This window comes from Rhizobium sp. PEPV16 (assembly GCF_008919455.1).
GTDB lineage: Bacteria > Pseudomonadota > Alphaproteobacteria > Rhizobiales > Rhizobiaceae > Rhizobium > Rhizobium leguminosarum_Q.
This window is the reverse complement of record NZ_VSZV01000287.1, coordinates 1-23,804: the sequence shown is the minus strand read 5'-3', so window position 1 is coordinate 23,804 and position 23,804 is coordinate 1. Positions and strand designations below refer to the sequence as shown.

20 protein-coding genes and 1 pseudogene are annotated in these 23,804 nt (G+C 61.2%); 9 read left to right on the top strand and 12 right to left on the bottom strand.

Annotated elements, in window-relative coordinates:
* Position 1: 1 nt before the first annotated feature.
* Complete coding sequence (locus tag FY112_RS13610; protein WP_246700664.1) at positions 2 to 874, top strand: LysR family transcriptional regulator; 873 nt, start codon at positions 2 to 4, stop codon at positions 872 to 874.
* 210 nt (positions 875 to 1,084) lie between these two features.
* On the opposite strand, the gene FY112_RS13605 is transcribed toward FY112_RS13610, so the two are convergent.
* The 5 genes from FY112_RS13605 to FY112_RS13585 all read right to left on the bottom strand — a co-directional run bounded on the left by FY112_RS13605 (position 1,085) and on the right by FY112_RS13585 (position 7,656).
* Positions 1,085 to 3,217, bottom strand: a complete 2,133-nt coding sequence (locus FY112_RS13605; protein WP_151518570.1) for a beta-galactosidase — start codon at positions 3,215 to 3,217, stop codon at positions 1,085 to 1,087.
* A gap of 17 nt (positions 3,218 to 3,234) precedes the next feature.
* Positions 3,235 to 4,380, bottom strand: coding sequence for a sn-glycerol-3-phosphate ABC transporter ATP-binding protein UgpC (gene ugpC, locus FY112_RS13600; protein WP_151518569.1), 1,146 nt, complete (start codon positions 4,378 to 4,380; stop codon positions 3,235 to 3,237).
* Positions 4,381 to 4,438: 58 nt separating this feature from the next.
* Entirely contained in the window at positions 4,439 to 5,290 is an 852-nt protein-coding gene (locus FY112_RS13595) for a carbohydrate ABC transporter permease (RefSeq protein WP_017961084.1), read from the bottom strand.
* A complete protein-coding gene (locus FY112_RS13590; RefSeq protein WP_017961085.1) occupies positions 5,290 to 6,174 on the bottom strand; it encodes a sugar ABC transporter permease in 885 nt (294 codons plus the stop codon). The genes FY112_RS13595 and FY112_RS13590 overlap by 1 nt, the downstream gene beginning before the upstream one ends.
* Before the next feature lie 207 nt (positions 6,175 to 6,381).
* Positions 6,382 to 7,656, bottom strand: coding sequence for an ABC transporter substrate-binding protein (locus tag FY112_RS13585; RefSeq protein ID WP_151518568.1), 1,275 nt, complete (start codon positions 7,654 to 7,656; stop codon positions 6,382 to 6,384).
* Positions 7,657 to 7,853: 197 nt separating this feature from the next.
* On the opposite strand from FY112_RS13585, the gene FY112_RS13580 reads away from it, so the two are divergent.
* On the top strand, positions 7,854 to 9,071 hold the full coding sequence (locus tag FY112_RS13580) for an ROK family protein (RefSeq protein WP_131644768.1): 1,218 nt from the start codon (positions 7,854 to 7,856) through the stop codon (positions 9,069 to 9,071).
* Between the two features lie 158 nt (positions 9,072 to 9,229).
* On the opposite strand, the gene FY112_RS13575 is transcribed toward FY112_RS13580, so the two are convergent.
* The gene (locus tag FY112_RS13575) at positions 9,230 to 9,775 is read right to left on the bottom strand and encodes an AAA family ATPase (RefSeq protein ID WP_151518567.1); all 546 of its coding nucleotides are present in this window, start codon (positions 9,773 to 9,775) and stop codon (positions 9,230 to 9,232) included.
* Between the two features lie 279 nt (positions 9,776 to 10,054).
* Between FY112_RS13575 and FY112_RS13570 the strand changes: the two genes are divergently transcribed.
* Together FY112_RS13570 and FY112_RS13565 are read left to right on the top strand one after the other, a co-directional pair.
* Entirely contained in the window at positions 10,055 to 10,441 is a 387-nt protein-coding gene (locus FY112_RS13570) for a cupin domain-containing protein (RefSeq protein ID WP_017961088.1), read from the top strand.
* 298 nt (positions 10,442 to 10,739) lie between these two features.
* Complete coding sequence (locus FY112_RS13565) at positions 10,740 to 11,267, top strand: cupin domain-containing protein (protein ID WP_017961089.1); 528 nt, start codon at positions 10,740 to 10,742, stop codon at positions 11,265 to 11,267.
* 77 nt (positions 11,268 to 11,344) lie between these two features.
* Here FY112_RS13565 and FY112_RS13560 read toward each other — a convergent pair whose 3' ends face one another.
* Positions 11,345 to 12,082 (bottom strand): aminoglycoside phosphotransferase family protein, encoded by a 738-nt coding sequence (locus tag FY112_RS13560; protein WP_017961090.1) that lies wholly within the window; start codon positions 12,080 to 12,082, stop codon positions 11,345 to 11,347.
* 255 nt (positions 12,083 to 12,337) lie between these two features.
* Here FY112_RS13560 and FY112_RS13555 point away from each other — a divergent pair, with 255 nt between their 5' ends.
* Positions 12,338 to 12,952, top strand: a complete 615-nt coding sequence (locus tag FY112_RS13555) for a 3'-5' exonuclease (RefSeq protein ID WP_151518566.1) — start codon at positions 12,338 to 12,340, stop codon at positions 12,950 to 12,952.
* 27 nt (positions 12,953 to 12,979) lie between these two features.
* On the opposite strand, the gene FY112_RS13550 is transcribed toward FY112_RS13555, so the two are convergent.
* Positions 12,980 to 13,843 carry a DMT family transporter gene (locus FY112_RS13550; RefSeq protein WP_151518565.1) on the bottom strand — a complete coding sequence of 288 codons (864 nt, stop codon included), beginning with the start codon at positions 13,841 to 13,843 and terminating at the stop codon, positions 12,980 to 12,982.
* A gap of 90 nt (positions 13,844 to 13,933) precedes the next feature.
* On the opposite strand from FY112_RS13550, the gene FY112_RS13545 reads away from it, so the two are divergent.
* Positions 13,934 to 15,343 carry a PLP-dependent aminotransferase family protein gene (locus FY112_RS13545; RefSeq protein ID WP_017961093.1) on the top strand — a complete coding sequence of 470 codons (1,410 nt, stop codon included), beginning with the start codon at positions 13,934 to 13,936 and terminating at the stop codon, positions 15,341 to 15,343.
* A gap of 148 nt (positions 15,344 to 15,491) precedes the next feature.
* On the opposite strand, the gene FY112_RS13540 is transcribed toward FY112_RS13545, so the two are convergent.
* Positions 15,492 to 15,893, bottom strand: a complete 402-nt coding sequence (locus tag FY112_RS13540; protein WP_003560657.1) for a response regulator — start codon at positions 15,891 to 15,893, stop codon at positions 15,492 to 15,494.
* A gap of 10 nt (positions 15,894 to 15,903) precedes the next feature.
* The gene (locus FY112_RS13535) at positions 15,904 to 17,649 is read right to left on the bottom strand and encodes an ATP-binding protein (protein WP_151518564.1); all 1,746 of its coding nucleotides are present in this window, start codon (positions 17,647 to 17,649) and stop codon (positions 15,904 to 15,906) included.
* 87 nt (positions 17,650 to 17,736) lie between these two features.
* Between FY112_RS13535 and FY112_RS13530 the strand changes: the two genes are divergently transcribed.
* Positions 17,737 to 18,273, top strand: coding sequence for a GNAT family N-acetyltransferase (locus tag FY112_RS13530; protein WP_017961095.1), 537 nt, complete (start codon positions 17,737 to 17,739; stop codon positions 18,271 to 18,273).
* A 276-nt stretch (positions 18,274 to 18,549) separates the two neighbouring features.
* On the opposite strand, the gene FY112_RS13525 is transcribed toward FY112_RS13530, so the two are convergent.
* The gene (locus FY112_RS13525) at positions 18,550 to 21,429 is read right to left on the bottom strand and encodes an AAA family ATPase (RefSeq protein WP_151518563.1); all 2,880 of its coding nucleotides are present in this window, start codon (positions 21,427 to 21,429) and stop codon (positions 18,550 to 18,552) included.
* Positions 21,430 to 21,800: 371 nt separating this feature from the next.
* On the opposite strand from FY112_RS13525, the gene FY112_RS13520 reads away from it, so the two are divergent.
* Positions 21,801 to 22,382, top strand: a complete 582-nt coding sequence (locus FY112_RS13520) for a glutathione S-transferase N-terminal domain-containing protein (RefSeq protein WP_131620352.1) — start codon at positions 21,801 to 21,803, stop codon at positions 22,380 to 22,382.
* A complete protein-coding gene (locus FY112_RS13515; protein WP_131620351.1) occupies positions 22,379 to 23,233 on the top strand; it encodes an alpha/beta hydrolase in 855 nt (284 codons plus the stop codon). Before FY112_RS13520 ends, FY112_RS13515 begins: the two co-directional genes overlap by 4 nt.
* Positions 23,234 to 23,289: 56 nt before the next feature.
* Here the strand turns inward: FY112_RS13515 and FY112_RS13510 are convergent.
* A pseudogene (locus tag FY112_RS13510) lies at positions 23,290 to 23,804 on the bottom strand (esterase); the annotation flags it as partial.

The following is a 23,804-nucleotide window of genomic DNA, read 5'->3' as shown; positions in this document are numbered from 1 at the left end:
GATCGTCAGGTGCGGCGGATTCAGGGCCGCTGCCCTGGAGCGAGGCGTTTCATCATCGGCACTCAGCCAGACAATCAACGCTTTGGAAGAGGCGCTCGGCATCCGCCTGCTCAACAGGACAACAAGAAGCGTTTCGCCGACGGAGGCGGGACAGCGTCTCCTGCTGCGCCTCGGTCCAGCTTTGACGGACATCCGTCTCGCAGTCGATGACCTTAACCAGTTAAAGGAAAACCCGTCCGGCACCCTTCGTATCAATGCGCCAGGCCCCGCAATCGATCACCTGCTCTGTCCGGCAATGTTCGCCTTTATGGACACATACCCGGACATCAAGGTCGAGCTCATCAGCGACGCAGCCGTCATCGACATCGTCGAGCAAGGCTTTGACGCGGGCGTTCGGTTCGGAAAACAACTGGCACAAGATATGATCGCAGTACCGCTGGGACCATCGCTTCGATACGCGATCGTGGCGTCGCCGGATTATATTGCAAAGCATGGCCTGCCTCTGACCCCCAATGATCTCGCCGGCCACAACTGCATTCGACGACGATTTCCCGGCGGCACGCTGGTATCCTGGAAATTTGAAAAGGGCGGAGACGCCCTCGAAGTCTTGCCGGAGGGACGATTGACGGTGAGTTCGGCACACAACGAATTGCAGGCCGCTGTCGCCGGATGCGGATTGGCCCATGTCTTCGAGGACTACGCCACACCCGACCTGACGAACGGCCGGTTGACGGAGGTTCTGAAGGATTGGAGTCCTCTTTTGCCAAGCTGGTATCTCTATTACCCGAGCAAAAGACACTCCAGTGCCGCCATGCGAGAGCTGGTGAGCTTCTTGCGGTCCTACGATTGGAAGCTGTCCCGGATGCCGGCTTAATTGAACGGTCATGACCTACGCCTGACTCGCTTCTCGACCTGAAAGGACGTGATCGGCGCCTCTGCGCTATGAATGAGTCCCTCCGGGGACCGACCGGAGCATCGACAATGGCACCCGTCGGCGCCCGTGATATGGATCCTCGGCTCAAGGCCGAGGACGACGGAGAATGCAGCAGCAGCCCTCGCCACGCTTTCGCCTGGCGAGTGCAACTCACCCCGCGAGCTCGATGATCGCGCAGCCGTAGCCTTCGAGATCGAGCCTGCCGGCAACGGGCTTTTCGTCATCGAGGAGATCGCGGCCAGCGGGAACGCCGCCGATGGCGGCCGGCTGGTCGGTGTAGTTCTGGATGAACAACAGCCGGCGGTCGTCATTCATCCGCATGGTCACCTCGACGCCCTCAGGAAGGTCGCCGAGCAGCGGCTCGATGCCGACGGGTGCAAACAGCCGCTCGGCAAGAGCTGCCGTCAGATCCGGGGTGAGATAGGTGCCGACATAGACCACCTGCCCCTTGCCGAGCTTGCGCGACGTCGCCATCGGCTGGCCCTCGGCATAGCGGTTGGACCAGGCCGCAACCACTTCGACATCGCTTGCGATTGCCAGGTTTTCATAGAAATAGCCGGCAGCCAGTTCGCGGTTGCCGATCTTGAAGCGGCGTTCGCGCCGGTGCGATTCGGCCGGCTTGTTCGGCGGAATGACAAGCCCGCCCGAACGTTCCATCACATCAAAAAGCCCGTTGGCGCCGGGGGCGGCGAGACGGCCGAAATCCTCGACACGCACGCCTGTGAGCTGCGACAGCGAGGTGCCGGGCGCGGTCTCGCGGATGACGTGGTTGTCTTCGTTGCGCGTGCCGGTGCGCGCGCCGATGACGACGGTGCCGCCCTGCTCGGCGAAGGATTTCAGCCTCTCGGTCCATTCGTCCTTCCACATCACCCAATGGGGCACATAGAGCAGCTTCAGCTTGGAAAGATCGTCCTCAGGATGAATGAAACCGCAGGCAATGCCGCGGTCGTAGCAATACTGGTGCAGCAGGATCGCATCGTCCTGCGGGCTCGGCAGGCCGATCGGATAGGTCTTGTGCGCTTCCTGATTGTCGAAATCGGAGCCGGCGATGCCGACATCCATGCGCACATAGGTGCCGAGAATCTTGTCCTTCAGCGCCGTCATTTCGGTCGCGAAGCGCTTGGCCTCCTCATAGCGGTGGCGGCCAATATCGTCATGATCGATGATGCCCATCCAGTAGATCTCGGCGCCGAAATGGGCGGGCCGCCAGCGGAAGAACATCAGGCCGTCGGCGCCATGGGCAACCGAAGAAAGCGCCATGCGGCGCAGCTCCCCCGGCTCCGGCGTCAGCGTGCAGAAGCCCGGCTGGCTGCCGAAGCCCGACTGCTGCTCAGGTACGATGTAGTTGCCGGAGAAGCCGCGACAGATATCGAGGTGCAGCGCCTGGACCTTGGCGTGGTTTCCGAGCCGCTGGAACTCGTCATAGAGCATCGGATAGATGTCGTAGCCGACGAAATCGAGATCGGTGGTGAACTGGCCGCGAAAGTCGATATCCCTGAGGCCACCCAGATTGTGGAAAACGAACCAGGAGGGTTTGACGGCGCGCAGGATCTCGACCTGGTCGTGCTGGAAACGCGCCGTCGAGAAGGCGAGGAAGCGGTGATAATCCTGCAGATGGCCGGGGCTCGGGAAGGTCGGGCCGAATTCGATCGGCAGCACCACCTGGTCGAAGCTGTCATAAGCCGTCGCCCAGAAATCGCCGCCCCACGCCGTGTTGAGCTTGCCGATCTCGCCGTATTTGCTCGCGAGGAAGGCCTGGAATTCGGTGAGCGTTGCCGTCGAAAAGCTCTCCGGCATGCTGGTGTTCAACTCGTTGTCGGTCTGCCAGCCGACGACAAAAGGATTGTCGCGATAATGCTCGGCCATCGCTCTGGTGATGCGCCGGCTGTGTTCGCGAAAGACCAGGCTTGCCGTGTCGCAATGCTGGCGCGAACCATGGCTCATCGGCCGGCCCTTGCCGTCGACCCTTAAGATCTCTGGATGCGCCACGGTCAGCCAGCGCGGCGGCGTTGCCGTCGGCGTGCACATGATCGTGTCGATGCCGTAGCGCCCGAGCATGGCGATGGCACGGTCGAACAGGTCGAAATCGAAGGTGCCGAGCCTCGGCTCTAGAATATGCCAGGCGAATTCGGCCATTCTGACCACGTTGAAGCCGGCTTTCGCCATGCGCTCGGCGTCGCGCTCCCAGTAGCTTTCATCGACGTGCTCGGGATAATGCGGGGCGCCGACGAGGAAGCGGTCGGTCTTGACGGGGTTCCATACGGAGAGAGTCTTGTCGGACACGGTGATGTTTCCTGTGATTATCTGTCGAGGGTCGTCTTGCGGGCGCTGATCGTGCGTCCGCCATCGGGTGAGAAGAGATAAAGTTCGTTGGCGTCGAGCTTCAGCGCCACGCTCTGGTCGGCGGCAAAAGGCGCGACGTAGCTCAGCTGCACCGTGATGTTGCCGGTGCCGCTTTCCGAGGCGATGGTCCTGAGATTGCCGGCATCGACATAGAGAATGGTTTCGCGCCCGAGATGCTCGACCAGCCGGACCTGACCGTTGATCGCTCCGCCCTGCGCCCCGTCGGCGACCATCGATATGTTTTCCGGCCTCACACCGAGCGTCAGGCTGGTGCCCTTCGCCAGCACCGTCGCCTCCGCCAGTTCCACCGTCACCGGCACGAGGCCTGGTGCGGAGACCGTGACATTGCGGCCGGACACTTCGTCGAGGGTAACGCCGAGGAAGTTCATCCGCGGGGCACCGAGAAAGCCTGCGACGAAGAGATTGTCTGGGTTGCGGTAGAGTTCGAGCGGCGAGCCGACCTGCTCGATCACCCCCTGGTTCAAGACGACGATGCGGCTTGCCATGGTCATGGCCTCCACCTGGTCGTGGGTGACATAGACCATGGTGGCGCCGAGTTCGGCATGCAGGCTGCTGAGTTCGACGCGCATCTGGGTTCTGAGTGCCGCATCGAGGTTCGACAACGGCTCGTCGAAGAGGAAGACGTCGGGCGAACGGGTGATCGCCCGGCCGATCGCCACGCGCTGCCGCTGCCCGCCGGAGAGCTGCTTCGGCCGTTTCCCCAGCTGATCGGTGATCCTCAGGATCTTGGCTGCGCGCGCCACCGCCGCCTCGATCTCGGCCTTCGGGCGCTTGGCCATGCGCAAGCCGAAGCCCATGTTCTCCGCCGCTGTCATATGCGGATAGAGCGCATAGGACTGGAAAACCATAGCAATGCCGCGATCCCCTGGCTCCTGTTTGCTGACGTCGCGGCCGTTGATCAGGATCTGGCCGGAGGAGATCTCCTCCAGGCCGGCGATCGTCTTCAAAAGCGTGGATTTGCCGCAGCCGGAGGGGCCGACCATGACGATGAACTCGCCTTGCGCTACGGAAAGATCGATGCCGCGCAGCGCATGATAGGCGCCGTAATTCTTGTTGATCTGTCGGAGTTCGAGACTGGTCATGCGTCCTGGCTCTCTGCTGTTGAAATCGGAACTTCCAAGGGCTCGTTGTCGAGATCGCTCATCCCTTCACCGCGCCCATCGTCAGACCGGCGATGAAGTGCCGCTGCATCAGGAAGAACATGACGACGGGCGGTACGGCGACGACGATGGTGCCGGCGGAAATCAGGTTCCAGGCCGAGACCCACTCGCCGCGAAGATTGGCAAGGCCGGCAGTCACAGGTTTGACGGAGTCGCTGACGGTCAGCACCACGGCCCAGAAATAATCGTTCCAGATGAAGGTGAAGATCAGGATGGCGAGTGCGGCCAGCGCCGGCCGCACCAGCGGGATCGCCACATGCCATAGCGTCTGGAAGGGAGACGCCCCCTCGGCGCGCGCCGCCTGGAACAGTTCATCGGGCAATGCCGCGATGAAATTGCGCATGAACAACGTCGCAAAGCCGGTCTGGAAGGCCACATGAAAGATGATCAGCGCCGCCGTCGTATCGATCAGGTCGAGCCGGACCATCAGATCGCGCACCGGGATCATCATGATCTGGTGCGGCAGGAAATTGCCGCCGACGAACAGCGCGAAGATCAGCATGTTGCCGGGAAAGCGATAGCGCGACAGCACATAGCCGGCGAGCGTGCTCAGCACCAGCACGCCGATCACCGAGGGAATGGTGATCGTCAGGCTGTTGAGGAAATAGCGGGCCATCGGTGTCTGTGTAAAGACATCAGTATAATTATCGATGACGCCGATGCCGGTCGGCCATCCCCACAGATTGCCGCCCATCACATCCTCGGTCGAGCGGAACGAGGTGAGGATGATCGCAAACAGCGGGCAGAGCCAGAGCAGCAGGACGATGACGACAGCGAGCACGTAGAGACGGCGCTGCCAGATGGCGGCATCGGGAATGGGACGAGGATACATCAGCCTCCCCTTTCTTCGGTATGGATGATGCGGCTGAGGTACCAGACGATGAAGACGGCCATGATCACGAACAGCACCGAGGCGATCGCCGCGCCGTAACCGAAGCGGTAGGAGAAGATCGACTGTTCGAACATCTGGTAGGCGAGAACCGAGGACGAACCGAAAGGACCGCCGTTCGTCATCACCGACACCATGTCGAAGGACCTGAGCGCCCCGACGACGGTGACGGCAATGGCGATGAAAGTGACCTGGGTCAGCTGCGGCAGCACGATGTGCCACAACATATTCCAGCCCCTCGCCCCGTCGACGCGCCCTGCCCCGATCAGCTCTTCGCTCAAATTGTTGAGGCCGGCGAGATAGAGCACCATGCAGAAGGTGATCTGCGGCCAGAGCGCGGCAATCACGATGGCGAAAGTGACGAAATGCTCGTCGGAGAGAACCGCCGGCGCCGTCGCCCCGAACGCCCTGAAGATCAGCGCGAGCAACCCGAACTCCGGCGTATAGACCCAGGTGAAGACGACGCCGACCGTCACCGAGGCAAGAACCAGCGGAATGAAGAACAGCGACTTCAGGAAGCGCATGCCGCGGATTTTCTGGTTGACCAGCAGCGCGATGGCGAGCCCGAGAGGTGGTGCCGCCATGAACATCGCCAGCCAGATCAGGTTGTTCTTCAGCGACACGTAGAATTGCGGATCGTTGTAAAGCTCGACGTAATTGCCGAAGCCGATCCAGACCATCGGGCCGAAGCCATCCCAGTCGTGCAGGCTGATCCAGAGACTCCTGACGGCCGACAGCAGGATGACCGTGAAGAACAGCACGATCGCGGGCGCGATGAGCAAAGTCGGGGTAAGCCACCAACGCTGGCGGCGCCATAACATCAACATATCAGGAGCCTCATATTATAGTACGGCGCCTTGCCACCCAGGCGAAGAGTAGGCTGCGGGCAAAGCCCTCCAACCTCTCTTTCGTCATGCTCGGGCTTGTCCCGAGCATCTACCCACGTCGATGCGCAGCAGATCCTCGGCACAAGGCCGAGGATGACGTCGAGTGAAGGGCGCAGCCTACCAACAAACTGGGCTGAGACGTCCAGGTCAGATCTTGTAAATCCGCTTGCGCGTGCCTTCGAGGCGCGTCAGGATGGCCTTGCGCCGGTCGGGCTTGGCCATGAACTCCTGGAAGCCGACGAGACCTGCCTGCGCCATGTCGGGGTCGCTGTCACGATCGTAATATTGCGACGTGCCCTGCACCGTCTTCATCGTCTCGACGGCGACATTGACGAGCGGATCCTTGCTCGGCGGTAGATCGTTGCGTGGTGGCACGTTGCCGGCCGGCTCCAGATAGGCCGCCAGATTCTCCGGCTTGTAGAAATAGGCGAGGAATTCGCGTGCGCCCTGCTTGTTCTTGGCCTTGGCGGGAATATGGATCGAATTGACCGAGAATTCCTCGAAGTGGCCGACCTTGGCGTCGAGCACCGGGAAGGTCGCATAGGAGAGCTGCGGCAGATCTTCGGCGGTGAAAGCCGAGCGCAGGAAAGCACCGAGGTTCATCATGCCGGCCTTCTTCTGCGCCAGCAGCGCCGCGGCCTCCTGCCAGCCGAAGGACGTATGGTTCTCCGTGAAGAACCCCTTCGAAATCATAGCCTCCCACTGGTCGAAAACCGGCGTCAACGCGGGATCGAGATAGCTCATCTCGCCGTTCATCAGCGCCATATGCTTGTCGAGGCCGTTGACGCGCAGGTTCATCTGGTCGAACCAGCCGGCCGCCGGCCACAATTCCTTGGTGCCGATCGCCACCGGCGTGATGCCCGCGGCCTTGCACTTGTCGCCATAGGCCATGAACTCTTCGGCTGTCTTCGGCACGGTCAGGCCATGCTGCTCGAACACATCCTTGCGGTAGAACATGCCCCAGAGCGTGCCGCCGGTGGGAAGGCCATATTGCTTGCCCCCGTCGGTGACGGCGCCGGCCGTGGCACCCAGCACGTCCTTGTACTTCTCCTTCTCGAAAAGGTCGGAGATGTCGTCGAACAGGCCGCGCTTGACGAAGGCGCGCATGCGGTTGCCCGAAAACCAGGAGCAAATGTCAGGCGCGCCGGCGACGAGATAGTTGCGAATGGCCGTCTTGTGGGCCTCGTGGTCCATATTGTTGATGACGACGTTGACGCCGGCTTCCTTGCTGAAGCTCGCGGCGATCGCCTTCAGCGCTTCGAGCGCAGCGCCATTGTTTTCGGCCGAGATCATCGTGACCTCTTGGGTCTGCGCGATCGCAGGGATGGGAAAGCTGCAGCTGACCGCTGCGGCGGAAACCACGCCAGCGCCCTTCAGGAAGCTTCTGCGGGTGGTCGACGGAAATTGCTTCGAGAATGCCATTGAATTCCTCCCAGTTGATCGATCAAACACCACCTTCCCGGCACCTCCTCCACGAAGCGCTCGATCAGGTATTCAACGCTGCGATCCACCCGCGATCCCGGCATATAATCCGCTTAGCTCAGTTGATCGGCGGCCAAACTTATGCATAGATCGAACCAGCCTGCAATAATTAATTTACAAAATTAAGGAACTCAATCGTGAAGCTGAAAGGCGACCAGACCACGGCGAGAGCCATGAACCGACGTCTCATCCTCAATCTCCTCCGGCGCGAGGGGCCGAGGAGCCGCGCCGATATCGCCACCGTCATCGGCTTGAGCCCGGCCGCCGTCACCTTCGTCGTCGCCGACCTTTTGGAAGAAGGCATCGTCATCGAAGGGAAGACCGTGCCCGGCCTCACCGGCCGTCGCCCGATCCCGGTGGATATCAACTACGAGCACGCGCTTGCCATCGGCTTCAAACTCATGGTCGATTCGGTGGAGTGCGTGGCAACCGACCTTGCCACCAACCCCGTCGCCGCCATGCGGGTAGGTCTCGACGGCCACGACCCGGATAAGGTCGCCGACTTGCTGGCGAGCACCGTTCCTGAACTGGTGAAGCTCGCCGGCCGGCCCGACGCCAAGCTCGCCGGCATCGGCATCTCCATGCCCGGCGTCATCAACCACGAACAGGCGGCCTGCGTGCGCAGCTACCGATTCAAATGGGACAATGTCCCCCTCGCCTCACTGGTCGCCAGCCGCGTCCATGTGCCGGTCTGGCTGGAAGACGACACCAACGCCTATGCCATTGCCCAGCAGCTCTTCGGGCTCGGCCGCCAGCATCGCAACATGGCCGTTCTGGCCGTCGGCGTCGGCATCAGCTGCGCGCTTGTCGTCGACGGCAAGCTCTACCGCGGCGCCAATGGTGCTGCCGGCAAATTCGGCCACACTCTCTACGAAGAGAACGGCCGGCTCTGCGAATGCGGCAAGCGCGGCTGCCTGATGGCCCATCACTCCGAAGCCTCGATGCTGAGACGCTGGCGGGAAGCGACTGGCCGCGAGCAACTGGGACTGCCGGAACTGACGGCTGCGCTCGCATCAGGTGATGCCGCGGCTCTCGCCCTCGTCGCCGATTCCGGCCGCGGCATCGGCACCGCCCTTGCCAATCTCGTCAACATTACCGATCCCGAAGTCATCGTCGCCGGCGGCGAAGCCGTCTCCCTCGGCGACCCTTTCCTGACGCCACTGCGCGAAGCTCTCGCTGCCCGGACCTTCCGAACCGCCCCGCCCCTCTTGCCTGACTGGGAGGACAATTCCTGGGCCCGAGGTGCCGCCGCGCTGGTGACGCAGAAGATATTCGACTTTGAATCGTCTGGTGGGGTGACGAATATAGCCGGCCTGGCGGGTGTCAGCGTCTCCGGTTCGTCGTCGGCGGCGTGATTCATGCAATGGCGTCGCCCCACGCTCCTCATCAAGTCAGGTCAATCATGGGTAGACATCTCTTTTAGGCCCGCCGTGCCGCTCGCCAAAGTGGCACGCTGGGAGGTCACGTTCCAGCCAAATTCGCCATCGCCTACGGAAGGCTACCGCCCAGGGCCTCAACCGTTCCTCAGCCAGCCCACCTCCCGCAAAACTGCCTTCGACAGCGTCTCGGGTGTCTTGCCGTCCGTGTGCACGACGATCATGCCCGTGGCATCTTCACTCGCCATGCGCCGGGCTTGTCGAAGCGAGCGCTCTGCCTGCTCTTCGGCACCGGAGCCAACCTCGCGCTGGGCGAGGCGCGCCAGGATCGTCGGCTCCGTGGCGGCCAGGCGAACCACGGTGATCTCTGCATCAGGTATTGCGGCCATAATCCACCGCCGGTCGAAAGCGAGGTGCATCATGACGCCTGACATGATCAGGCGCGAGTGCCCCAAGGCCCGGTATGTCGACCAGATCGCCGCCAGGTTGATGCTGCTGACGTCGAGCGTTCCAGGCCGGTGTCTCTCAAGATCCTCCGGGCTAGGGCGCGGGAACACGCGATCGAGTTCGTCCGTTTCAATAACCGCATGCACCACGCCTTCAGCGGCAAGCTGAGCGCTCATCTCCCAGCACAGAGTGGATTTTCCGACGCCGGCCGGCCCAGTGACCAGGACGATTTCCATACCGTCTCCTCATGTCGATGCAGTGCTATTTCTCCAAATAACGGCAGGTTGGCAAGGGCGACGCGACGGAATGTCTGTATCGCTTGGCAAAAGAACTCATCGCAATATCACAAAGAGTAGCTGTTCCCAGCCATCCAACCCCACGCAGCCCTGCCGCCCCCGCAGGATACACTGGCTTACAAAAATAGGGGTCCGCAGACACATCCCTGGTTCAATCATCGACTTAAATCCCGATGCGGCCAACCGGTCGGAAATGGTCAATTCAGGAAGGATGACGACATGAAAATGATCCAGGCTATCGCGCTCGCCCTTGTTCTCGGCGGCGCAGTGACAGCACAAGCGGAACAGCCGCTACAGCGCACCGATCTCATCAAGAACGATATCGATGTGCCCGGCCACGAGGTCGTTCAGGTGCGCGTCGATTTCGCGCCCGGCGTTCTCGCCCCCAATCATTCGCATCCCGGCGAGGAGATCGCCTTCGTCATCGAAGGAACCCTGGAATACCAACTCGAGGGCAGGCAGCCGATTACCCTTAAAGCCGGCCAATCCTTGTTCATTCCCACCGGCGTCGCTCACTCTGCGAAGAATGTCGGCAGCGGCAAGGCGTCGGAATTGGCAACCTACATCGTCCGCAAAGGGGCGCCGCTCGTCATGCCCGCCAAGTGAGCCGTTCGTATCACCAGTGATCAGGCTGGCACCACATTTCTTCCCATTCCTGTGCTCTCGCAGGAATGGAGGAAACGTGGGTTTTGGCTGCCATTGATAAGAATTCGCTTTGCCGACGCCGCCCTTCGTCCCGTTCACGGAGAGAGGGTTAGCGCGAAGGGCGCCCCCGAGCCGGATGGCGACAGACAGCCACGCCGCTTGCGTGCGGGCTGCCGTTTCGCCCTTGCGGTCGCCTTCTATTCACGGCAGCATGTCCGTGTTCTCAATCATCTGAACCTCTCACATCAGGAGGATTATCATGGCAACGTCGGAGCGGCCGGCCTTTGTCGTCCATTGGAGCGAGATCGAACGGCCTGACGACTCGCATTATGACGATGACGACGAGTTGATGAGCATCGGTGCGCCTTTCGGACGCTATTTCGGCCTGACGAAATTGGGCATTCATCACGAGCGCTTGCCGCCTGGCCGGCGCACATCTTTTCCGCATGCCGAGAGCGCCGAGGAAGAATTCGTCTATGTCATCGAAGGCGCGCCCGACGTCTGGCTCGATGGCCATCTCTATCGGCTGAAGCCCGGCGACGCCGTCGGATTTCCTGCCGGCACCGGGATCGCCCATAGTTTCCTCAACAACACGCAAGCCGAAGTGCATCTCCTCGTCGTCGGCGAGCGCCACAAGGCCGAGAACCGCATTTTCTACCCGCTCCACCCTCACCGCAGACCGCTGCATAATGATTGGTGGGATGACCATCCCACTCACGCCCTCGGTCCGCACGATGGAATGCCGGACCTGGTGCGGGAAGCAAAGAACAGAGGAAGCAGCGAATAGATCAGCCAGGCCGATAGCCGGCCGAAATGGCGGCTTCGCGCAAGGCGGAGACCAACGCTTGCGTGGAGCTTCGACGGTTATGGGCTCAGGCCAGCCAAACGCAACAGCTGGTCATTTTCGTTTGCAACGCCTTCCGTCAGCCGGGCGGCGGCAATCGCGGGAAGCCAGGCCAGAATGGCGCTGACCTCCGATCCGGTGACCGAGGCGTAAGCTTCGACATAGCCCATTGCCCGGTCCGGCATCGCATGGTGCAACAACACGTATGTTCGGCAGACATCGGCCAAAGGATTGCCGCAGCAGGCGTCGAGCCAGTCGACGATCATGAACCCCTGCCCCGACCCGTGGATATTCCATGGGTGAAAATCGCCGTGACACACCCTGTCGCCATCCGGAAGAGAATCGAGTTTCGACAGGAGCCGCTTTCTGGACGCAGCATCCAGCCCCTCGGCTCGCCGGATCCTGGCGGAAAGCCTGGCCATGAGAGACGGCAACCCTTCGCCGGGTTTTTCGTGAAGTCTTCGATGCAGTTGCGCCATGTCTTCAAGCGGCGCTCTTCCTGCCGTCGAGACGAATTGGTCGGCAAAACAGGAGCTGGGCGCGCGATCCATCAACACGCCCCAGCGCCCATCGAATTCGCCGACCGCGTGGACCTTTGGCGCCGGCAGCGCGAGGCTCTCAAGAATCGACAGGTTCGCGGCTTCCCTGAATGACGACGCCTTGGAGGCGGCGCGCCTGTACAGCTTCAGCGCCAGGGCGCCATATTCGAAGACTTCGGCCTCTTTACCCGAACCAAGGATCCGACCGATTTCGGTCATTGCGGTGCCTCAATTTCTGATTTCAGCAAGATTGCATGGTGATCTCGCGAGAAATGCCGCGATCACCGCCATCGCAGTTTGCCACGGTCGACCAAAACGGGGGAGCGAAATTGTCGAGGCAGCACCTGCAGGCGGCACGCTTGGCCGGCGGCCATAGGCCTCCAAAGAGACGCCGGGCGCTTGCATCTGGATGCACTCCATGCGTTGGATTCGTCCTTAAACTAATCCGGATAATTTGTCAGAGGAGCGTCGACGATGAAGACCGCCATCATATTCGACTGTGAATTTCTTTGCCTGGAAGGCTCGCAACGCAGATTTTGGTGCGCGGCCCACGATCCCGATCCCGTCATTGCGCAGATCGGAGCCGTCAAGCTCGGCCTGGAAAGCGAGTTTCCGACCCTCGATACGTATAAATCCTACGTCCGGCCCATCGATCGCTTCGGTAAGAGGTATCCGCTCGATCCTTATTTCACCAATCTGACCGGCATCACAGAAGAGGATATCGACGCCCATGGCGTAGCGTTGGAGGATGCCCTTTCCGGCATCGACAGCTTCTCGGGCGGCGCCCGGTTTTGGTCGTGGGGCAAGGACGAGCTGAACATGTTGGCCATCAGCTGCTATGTCGCCGGTATTCAGCCTTCCATCCCGGCCCGCCGCTTCGACAACGCCGTCAAGCTTCTCGTCGCTGCGGGCATGCCGATCGAGGATTTGGCAAAGACACCCAGCAACAAACTGGCCGACTATTACGAGGTCGAACATTCTCCATTGCGTGGGCATGACGCTCTCGACGACGCTCTGTCGATATCATACACGCTGCAACATCTGATGAAGATCGGAAAATTGCAGCCCGAGGTCTTCGACCGAAGCTGAGGACAGAGAGAACGTCCCGATCCTCCCCTACCGCGCAAACCTGCGGGCGCCAGCCACACACAGGATGACGGCAACAGTCACGGCGAGCATGGCTGAGGTCACGGGCTCGTGCAGCAGGGTTGCGGCAAGCGCGAGGCCGAAGAACGGCTGGAGCAGCTGCAGTTGGCCGACCGCCGCGATGCCGCCCTGCGACAGGCCGCGATACCAGAAGATGAAACCGATCAGCATGGAAAACAGCGAGACATAGGCAAGGCCGAGCAGCGCCGGCGTTTCGATGCCGGAGAAGGTTGCCGGCCGATGGAAAACTGCTACCGCGACCGTCACCGGCAGCGACAGCACGAGCGCCCAGGAAATCACCTGCCATCCGCCGAGCGTGCGCGAAAGCTTGCCGCCTTCGGCATAACCGAGGCCGCAGACGATGACCGCCGCCAGCATCAGCAGATCGCCGACCGGCGAGGCCGTCAGGCCTTGCGTCAATGCGAATCCCGCCACCAGCGCGCTGCCGAGAACGGAAAAGGCCCAAAATGCCGGCTTCGGCCGTTCTCCGCCACGGATCACGCCGAAGATCGCGGTTGCGAGCGGCAGCAGGCCGATGAAGACGATCGAATGGGCTGAGGTGACATGCTGCAGCGCCAAGGCCGTCAGCAGGGGAAAGCCAACCACGACGCCGAGCGCCACGACCGCCAAGGAGAGAATATCACCTCGGCTCGGCCGCTTCTCTCTGAAAGCAATCAGTAGGCCGAGGGCGAGGAAGCCGGCGATCGCCGCGCGCGCCACCGTGAGGAAAACCGGATCGAACTGCATCACCGCCACGCGGGTGGCCGGCAGCGATCCGCTGAAGATCACCACCCCGATAACGCCATTGATCCATCCCGATGCTATGCGGTCCATGATGCGCTGCACTCCTTCATGCTCTCACTCTTATCGGCCAACACGGATGGTCATGACAGTGACAGTCTGATACGATTTTACGAAACTGTAGTGATGCAGAGAGCAATACGGATGAACGAAGGACGCACACGCGTAGAGATGGTCGCCGCGACGATCAGGCAGCGCATCGCCGGGCGCAGCCTGACACCGGGGGCAAGACTGCCTTCCGTCCGGGGGCTGGCTGCGACGTTGAAGCTGTCGACTTCGACCGTCGTCGACGCTTATGAGCGGTTGGTCGCCGAAGGCGCGATCCTGGCAAGACCAGGCTCGGGATTCTACGTCGCCAATCAGGCAGCGCCCTTTGCGCTTGCCGAGGCTGGGCCGAAGCTCGACCGGGCGGTCGATCCGTTCTGGATATCGCGGCAATCGCTGGAGGCCGGCGAAGCCGACCTGAAGCCCGGCTGCGGCTGGCTGCCGCCCTCCTGGCTGCCGGGGGACGGCATGCGCCGCGGGCTCAGAACACTTGCCCGCGCCGACGGGCCGGCGCTCGCCGATTACGGCTCGCCGCTCGGCTTGCCGCAACTGCGCCAGCTGATTTCCCGCCGCATGGGTGAACGGGGGATCGAAGCCTCCCCGGATCAAATCATGCTGGCCGATTCCGGCACGCAGGCAATCGATCTGCTCTGCCGCTTCCTGCTGGAACCCGGCGACACGGTGCTGGTCGACGATCCCTGCTATTTCAATTTCCATGCGCTGCTGCGCGCCCATCGGGCAAAGATCGTCGGTGTGCCCTACACCGCGTCCGGTCCCGATATCGAGATGTTTGCGCAAGTCGTCGCCGATGAGCGTCCACGGCTCTACATCACCAACTCCGCCATCCACAATCCGACCGGCGCAACCTTGTCTCCCGTTACGGCTCACCGGGTTCTAAAACTCGCCGACCAGTTCGACCTGGCCATTATCGAGGACGATATCTTCGCCGATTTCGAGCACACGCCGGCACCCCGCCTTGCCGCCTTCGACGGGCTCGAGCGGGTCATTCACATCGGCAGCTTCTCGAAGACCCTGTCGGCTTCGGCCCGCTGCGGCTTCGTCGTGGCGAAACCGGAATGGATCGACGGCCTGACAGACCTGAAGATCGCCACCTCCTTCGGCGGCGGCCGGCTGACGGCGGAACTGGTGCTGAACGTCTTGAGCGACGGCAGCTATCGCAAACACATGGAGACGCTGAGACACCGGCTCTCCCGGGCGATGAGCGAGGTCTCGGCCAAGCTGAAGAATCTCGGCATAACGCCCTGGCTGGAGCCCCAGGCCGGGATGTTCCTCTGGTGCCGGCTGCCCGATGGCATCGATGCGGCTGATGTGGCGCGGGCCGCACTCGAAAAGAGAATCGTTCTGGCTCCCGGAAACGCATTCAGCCTGTCGCAATCGGCAACGAATTTCATGCGCTTCAACGTGTCTCAAACGCTCGACCCGCGCGTCTTCGAAGCGGTCGGCGACATCCTGACAGGAAGAGGATGATGGAAGGTGGCAGTCCGGGATCGAGCGCCTGCTACCACTTCTCCCCAACACGGAGAAGAGTTATATGGCAGCGCCTCTCCCTTCCTGAAAGCGTCTTTTGCGGAAACGGAGGGGATGTGCTTTCTTCCAAGCCCTTACCCGGTAACCATCAGAACGACCGGTGGACCGCTTTGTCATTGGCAAGACGGGTCACGCAGCCTTCGAGCTTGGCTAGCAACAGATCGAAGTCGAGCGGCTTCGTCAGATAGTCCGCCGCTCCGCCGCGAAGGCCGGCCAGCGTATTTTCCCGGTCGGTCAGCGCCGTCAGCAGGATGAAGGGAATATTGGAGAGCTCCGGGTGATTGATCTGAATTTCGGCCAGAAGCTGGTGCCCGTCCATCACAGGCATCGAAATGTCGCTGATGACGATATCGGGCCACTTCGACAGGATCATTTCCAGCCCCTCGGCGCCGTTGGAAGCCTCGAGCGTCTTGTAGCCGGCTTCGCTCAACTCTTCGACGAGCAGGTTCCGGATCTCGACTTCGTCTTCTATGCACAGGACGGTAACCATGAGCTCTTCCTTAAGCTGCGACTTGTTGATCCGACAATAGAAACTCTGTTGGCAAAAGAATGGTGAATGTTGTGCCTTTGCCGAGTTCGCTCGTCACCTCGACGGTGCCGCCATGCAACTCGACGACCTGTTTGACGACGTTGAGGCCGATGCCCGTTCCGGCAATACCCGTCGCCCTGCGGGCGCGATAATAGGGCTGGAACAGCTTCGGCAGATCGTCCGCATCCATGCCGATGCCGCTGTCGGAGATGGCGATCTCCACCGTCTTCTCATCGGCCTGGGCGCGAACATGAATGTCAGGCGCGTTGGGCGAATATTTGACGGCGTTCGAAATCAGGTTGGTGAAGACCTGCTCCATCGCGCTGCGGTCGAACGTCAATACATCCGGTATCGGCTCGAGATCGAGATGGAACACATGCGAGCGGCTGAGATGGCGCTGTCTGTCGCAGCAGGCGACAAGCAGGGCTTTCAGATCGCCTTCGCTGCGCTTCAGTGTGATCTGTCCGGTTTCGAGCCGGCCGCTGGCGAGAATGCTCTCCATCAGATCGACCATGCGCACGACCGCGCTTCGGATCACGCCGGCTTTTTCGTGAACGTAATCGCCGCTGACGTTGGTCGTCGAGCGGCAGAGCCGCTGGGCAGCGGCGTCGATGATGGCGAGCGGCGTGCGAAACTCGTGCGAAGCCATGGCGACGAACTGGCGCTGGAGCGCATTCACCTGGCGTTCGTGCACCAGCAGGCGATCCAGTTCCTCTCTCTGCCTTTCGATCTCGGCCGTTCGATCGACCACCATCTCTTCCAGATGGTTGCGGTGGTGGGTGAGCTGCGCCTGGCTGTCCAGCAGGGTCACCGAGGTGGCATGCAGACCTCGTCCGAGCCAGAAGACGACGGCAATCAGCAGCGCAAGGCAGCCAAGTCCCGCCGGCGCAATCTGCTGAAGCAGCATGAATCCGGGCAGGATAGGCGGCCACACGAGATAGCCGATCGTGCCGCCGTCATGGGACGGCACTGGCACTTGCGCCCGCTCGTCCTCCCCTTTCGAGGGCGCGAAATGCAATCCTTCGAGCCGCGCGTAATGGGCGATGCTTTCTGCAGCTTTTCCATCGATGAACTTGACAGAAATGGCGATGAACTCCTGGCCCGCCTCGATCTGCATCCGGGTCGAGCTCGGCAGAATAGGACGCGCGCTGGCAATTGCCGGCCGGTTGCCGATCATGATCGTCCGAACCGCGGCCAGTTGCCCGAGCGCTTCGGCGCCGGGTTTTGCAGCCGGCTCGACAAGAACGGCGCGCATCTCTCCGGCGAGAGCGGTCACTTCTCGGCCATCGTCGTCACCGAGCCGCGGCGGCACGGCATCCGCGCCGTCGCGGAAAGCAAACATCAGGCGATTGGTATCGTCGAAGATATAGGTCCTGTCGTGCCCGAAATACCGGCTCGTCCATTGGCCGACATTGTCGAGCAGCCATTCATGGTTCCGCTGCTTGGCATAAAGGAAGGCATCGTCCCATTTGGTGACGCTTTCCTGCTCCCGGGGAAGTGCCGCGATCTGCTCTTCCAATCCTTGGCCGACGAAGTCGGCCTGTCGGCGCAACGAGAGATCGTCGACCTTCACCGCGGCGAGCCACGCAAATCCGCACAGCAACACAGCCGCGGCGCACGTGAGCGTCACCAAGACGAATGTAATGTGGGATGTGAGCCCGACCTTCAATACCTGCAACCTTTTGATGGCGCCCGCTGTCGAGAAATTGACACGCAAAGGTTGACGGACCGTGAATTATGCGCTCCCGTGCGGGTCTGCGGCAGGTCTCCGATAGGCATTCCGCAATCGTTGAAGGAGAAGCACATGGATGCAGCGGCATCGCCGGATACGTTAGGCATCAGGATCGAGCCGATCGCTGCCGTCCATATCGACAGCTTTCATCGTACGCTGGACGTCGTCGCGCGGGAGAAAAAATACCTGTCCATGCTGGAAGCATCGCCCCTGCCCCAGACTCGTGAGTTCGTGATGGGCATGATTGCGAAGGGCAATCCGCAATTCGTTGCCACCGCTGAAGGCGAGGTCGTCGGTTGGTGCGACATCAGCCGGCATTTCTTCCCGTCGCACGCCCATCGCGGAAGGCTAGGAATGGGGGTCCTTCCCGCCTATCGCGGCAGGGGTCTCGGACGAAGGCTCGTCCAGACCACATTGAAAGCGGCGCAGGAAACCGGTTTCGTAAGGGTCGAACTCGATGTTTACGAAGACAACGCCCGTGCTATCGCTCTCTACGAAAAGGTGGGATTTGCGCGTGAAGGCATCGTCCGGCGTGCGGCGTGCATCGATGGCCGGTTCATCGATGCGACCAGCATGGCGCTTTTGTTCGATGAGCGCGGCTTCTCATAGATCCTGGTATCGCCGTCGATTTCTGAAAAAGCTCCAGCAAGCCGATAGAGCACTTCCGAGGCCCTCCGGTCGGCAAACAATAAGCAGAATCGACGCGGGAGGCTGGCAGTGGCGCACCAAATGTCGGCGTGCGGCCACCGATCGAATCGACAGAGCCGAAGCGGCCGTCGCCCTCCGGAGCCGACGGCTGAGGACGCAATCTTGCTTGACCACTGCGGTCCAGCCGAATTTCCTTGTCCAATCCGTATACGCACTGTGCATCCGAACCAACAAACTCTATCCCAGATCAATGATCCTGAGCCGGTGTGCGACGGCTGCGGCGGCGCCCCGGCTGGAGACGGAAAGCTTGCTCAAAATGTTAGACACATGAACGCTCGCCGTTTTCGAGGAAATGAATAGATTCTTCGCGATCTCCCGATTGCTATGGCCAGCCGCGACTAGCCGGAGGACCTCGAATTCTCGATCTGTCAGGCCGAGGGGCGCCTTCGGCGCCCCCTCATCCTCTTCATCTCGTAAATTAATACGCGCTTTTGCAGCGAGGGCTTCAATCTGGTTGGCCAAAAGGCAGGCGCCGATCGAATGAGCAATCTTCGCACCGTGCCTGAAATGGCGCGCTCCACTCGCCCGCTTGCCGGCGTTCACTGCGGCGGCACCTGCTTGCATAAGGGCGTACGCCTGCCGAAAGGGCTGGTTCAATCCAGCCCAGCTTTGGGCAACCGCAGCCCATCCATCGAGATCAGAAACCGTGGCGCGCGACATCTCAGCCAAAATCGCCAGCCTCTCGGTCTGCTCTACCATATTTCGGCATGGGGTCTGAGCGGCAAGCTCGGCCAGTTCCAGAGCAACGTCTCTCTGGTTCGTATCGACGGCAACGCGGATGGCGGAAGCCAGGAGCGGCCAGGAGGCGCTCCCTCGCTTCTCCAGATGCGCCAGAGCAGATCTCACCAAGAGCGCCGACTGATCCACGTCACCTGATAAAGCCGAGCTTTCAATGTCAAATTTCAGAAGGTTGGCTGCCATACGGCTGGCAATTTGGGGGCCTGGCGGGAGAGCGCGCAACGATCTTGCCGCTGCAGCAATTCGATCCGCATCCCCTAATGCCAAGGCGATCTCCGCTTGGCATTCGAAGACGTGAACAAGCCCCAATGGCAGCGGATCCAGTGCCGCCATCCGTTCGCATGTCTCAGTGGCTTCGGAGACACGGCCCAAGACCAAGAAGGCGCGGCAAAGGGGCGAACCAACCAGTGCTCCTATATACCGTGCCTGCCCGAGCTCGACCGTCCGCGCAAAAATTGCCGGTCCGATCTTAATGACCTGACCATATTCTCCTGCGTCGAGCAGGGCCTGCAGCAGTGCTGCGCCCGCAAGAATCTCGACTCGGCCTATGGATACCTGCTCCGCCCGCATTGCGACGGTCCGATGGGCATCGATGCGAGACACGTTCGGCGCCCTGTCCAGCGACGCCGCAATGATCAGTGCCTCGATACGGTATTCCTCATCGTCGAGCCTCTCCGCCAAATCCCTCAGTTCCTCGCCCAAGCACCTGGCGCGATCGAGCTCTCCCCGTAAAATCAGCGCACGGGAAAACTGCCCCAAGGCATCAGCGCGCAACCTTGTGGGACGGACTGCGTGATCGAGCGCGCGCTCAAGGTCTGCGATCTCGCCTGGGAGAAGCGCGTGCTGACGCATTACCGCGCGCTGCAGAAGAAGCGCCGCCAATTGCTCGCCATCGCCGTCGGCATCCAGTTCGGTGAGTGCGCGTTCGACAAAGGCGAGCCCCTGCTCCGCCTCCGCTGCCCAGCAGGCGGCGTCAGCAGCGAGTTCCAACACCTTGCAATGGTCCACGCCGATCAATCCAGTCGCACCTTCGACCTCGGGCCACGCCGCTAACACGAGCTTCAGCATCTCCATCTGGTCTACATAGGCAAAGGTGGCAGCGGCTTCCGCCGCAGCATGCCAGGCCCATTTTAGGCAACGTTCCGCTTGACCTGCGCCGTGCAAATGGCGCGCGAGCGCTACGGAATGCCAAATCCGGTAGCTTGGAACCGGTCCACGTTCGAGCACGTCGGCATAGAAGCGATGGATGGCCACCTTTTCGCCGGCGATCAGGTCGCCCCGCACTGCGTCCTGGATGAGCGCGTGGCGGAACGCATATCCATCACGATCGGCCGCGACGACCCCCGCCGAAATCGCGGGGCGCAACAATTGCGCGAGCTCGAGGTCAGGTTTGTTCGTCACGTTGCGAAGTAGCGAATGGGTTATATGCGGTCCGCCGAGCGCCAGCACTTTCAACAACTCACCCGTGGATGCCGGCAGGTCTCTGACGCCTCTCAGCAGGTAATCGGTGAGCGAGCCTGGAACATCTATGCGCAAGCTTCCGCTCGCATCGATAAGTGCTTCGGTGAACAGCGGGATTCCGCAGCCCCGCAAATACACGCTGTTAATCATAGCAGGCGTTGGTGGCGACCCGAGCAGGCCTTGGAGCTGCATGGCGATCTCCGCGCGGGTGAGGCGAGGAAGTTTCAGCACATCACAACCATCGGAAAGAGAGAGGTCCACGATGGTTGTCCGCAATGCGTTGGGGCCGTTCGCCTCCTCGGGTCGATAGGTGACGATCAGCATGACCCGAGTTTTCTTCAGCCGCGTCGAAAGAAAGCGAAGCAAATCGCAGGTTCCCTGATCGGCCCAGTGAATGTCCTCGATGACCAGGACGAGCGGCATCTCGCGCGCCAATTCCTCGAACAGCTTTCGAAGTGTCTCGAACAGCCGCGACCTTGCGATGCCCGCATCAAATCGCTCGGAGGTCTCGCCGAGTTCGGGAAGAAGCCACGCCAGTTCTCGAGTACCCTCGCCGCTGACAAGCGATCCGACTGCCGACTGGCCGCGCAGACGAACCAATTCATGCAGCAGAGCTGTAATAGGCGCGTAAGGTAGGGCCGATTCCTGCTGCTCAATGCACCCACCTTTTAGGATCAAGGCACGGCCTGAGAGTCGGTCGGCGAACTCGTCGACCAGCCGGCTTTTTCCGCCACCTGCTTCTGCCCCGAGAAGAATGCAACATTGCCGACCGCCAGAGACATCTCGGAAAGCAGTTTCCATGGAATTGAGTTCTGCGGCTCTGCCCGAAAACCGCGCCCTTTTACGGAAAGTCGACACAAAATGCTCCGATACTTGGAATTCGAGATTGCAGAGATGAAGCCATAATCATCCCATGTGTACAACCGGCAGCAGGCTGCCCGATCCCGACGGTTTGTAAACACCAGCAGGCCGACCTTCCAAAGGCAGAGGTGGGGTTGATGCAGAGCGCCGCAGACTAGACTGCGCTCGGTCGGTCGACTGAATTTCTATGCCCCCAGACATGCATTTCAAACCAGTCCTACTGAATATGCCCGATGCGGCACCCCCCACCTTAGCCACAGTATGCGGACATGAAGGGAACATTTATGCGTGGGCGATCGGGTAACCGCCCTACGCTGCCCACCTCTTCTTGGACAATGGACATACGAAACGAAGGAAGGAACGGTTGGATGAAACTTTACTCTGCGCCCGGATTCTCCAGCTTGGCGGACCACATCGCCATGCTGGAGGCTGGAATTCAATTCGACCTGGTCAAGGTCGACCTAGAGACGAAGCAGATTGAAGGGGGCGGCCGATACATGGACATCAATCCGGCGGGCTATGTGCCCGCCCTTATGTTCGACGATGGTGAGGTGCTGACCGAAAATGTTGCCATCCTGGCTTGGATCGCCGACCGCGCACCGGAGTTGGCACCGCAGGGTCATCTGGGCCGCTTCCGCCTGATCGAGATGCTGAGCTTTCTTGCAACCGAGATTCACAAGCGCTTTCCCACCTACCTATCGCTTCCGAAGGAAGCCAGGGAGCCGACGGGCCAGCAAATAGTGCACTGGTTCGGCTTCGTCGCCGGCCGACTTGAGCGGGGCTATCTGTTCGGAGAGACCTTCACGGTCGCTGATGCCTATCTTTTCCAACTCGCGTGGGGCGCAACTCAACTCGGATTCGCTCTGCCCGAGCCGTTAGGCGAATACATCGCACGGATCGAACAACGGCCGGCGGTGCAAGCCGCGCTGCACCGCGAGGGCTTGGCATGAGTGGGCTGATGATCCGCACTGACGGAGTCGAGCTCGCGACGCAGAGCTTCGGCGATCCGAACCAGCCGCCGTTACTTCTGATCATGGGCGGAATGGCGTCGATGCTGTGGTGGCCGGAGGAATTCTGCCGTCGGCTCGCCGAACGCGGTCGTTTCGTGATCCGCTACGACCAGCGCGATTCCGGCCTTTCGACCAAATATCCGCCTGGTCGGCCCGGCTACACCTTCGAGGACGCCGTCGATGACGTTTTCCGTGTGCTCGACGGCTACGGAATCGCGAACGCTCATATCGTCGGATTTTCCCTCGGCGGCATGGTCGGGCAGGTGGCCGCACTGAAGAGGCCGGAACGCGTGCTTTCCCTAACGGCGATCAGTACCTCGCCGGTCGGTGTGGATAGATCCCATTTCCCTCCGAGCGGCGAGGCCTGGCTGGAACATATGGCCGTGGAGGCGGATTGGTCGGACCGGGCGGACGCGGTCGCGTACCTGGTCGAGGATTTGCGCCTGACCGCCGGAATGGCACATCCATTCGACGAAGCCGGAACTCGAGCCTTCCTCGAACGCGACTTCGACCGCTCCGGAGGCTATCTGAGCGCCACCAACCACAGCGTCCTCTTTGAGATTGGCGAGACATGGCGGGGCCGGCTCGACGAGATCAAGGTGCCGCTTCTCGTCCTTCACGGCACCGCTGATCCGGTCTTTCCGCCGACGCACGGAGAGACACTCGCGCGGACTGCGACAGACGCGAAGTTCGTGAAGATCGAAGGTGGCGGTCACGAACTTCATCCCGCAGATTGGGAAGAGATCATTTCCGCCATCGACGAACATGTCGAAAGATCGATGTGCGTCTAGTATCAGAGACAAGCCAATTGGGGATTGAGATATTGGGTCGTGCCCGGCCACTCCCCCTATCGGGCGAAAGCCTCGAACGGATTGTCGTGGGTCAGGCGCATCAGGGTCCCGTCGTCTATGCCCCGCCGTTTCAACTCGGGCAGCAAGACCGTGGAAAGATGGGTGTAAGGCTTGGGTGTTCCGCCCATCGGCAGCGCCGGATCGAACCAGCCGCGGTCATGACTCAATAACAGGCGATCGCCGCAGCCCGCTTCCAGCGCCTTGATCACCAGCTCCGCCACCTCGTTGTCCTCGCCCCGGCCGACATGGTCATATTCGATCCAGGCGCCTCGCTCGGCGACGGCGACGTTATAGGCGAAGTCCTTTTCTTCCTGCGTATGGATCGAGATGAACCTGTCGGCCCTGTAGCCCTCCGCCTCGATGACATCGAGCTGATCCATGACGACCCGTCCCCTGATCGTATGACTGCCGATAACGGCGTCTGTCTGCGCCGCCGCCCGCGCGGCTGCCCGCAGGATTTTCGTCTCGAGCGCCGTCATGCCGTCATCGCCGGCGCTGAGCTTGATCCAGC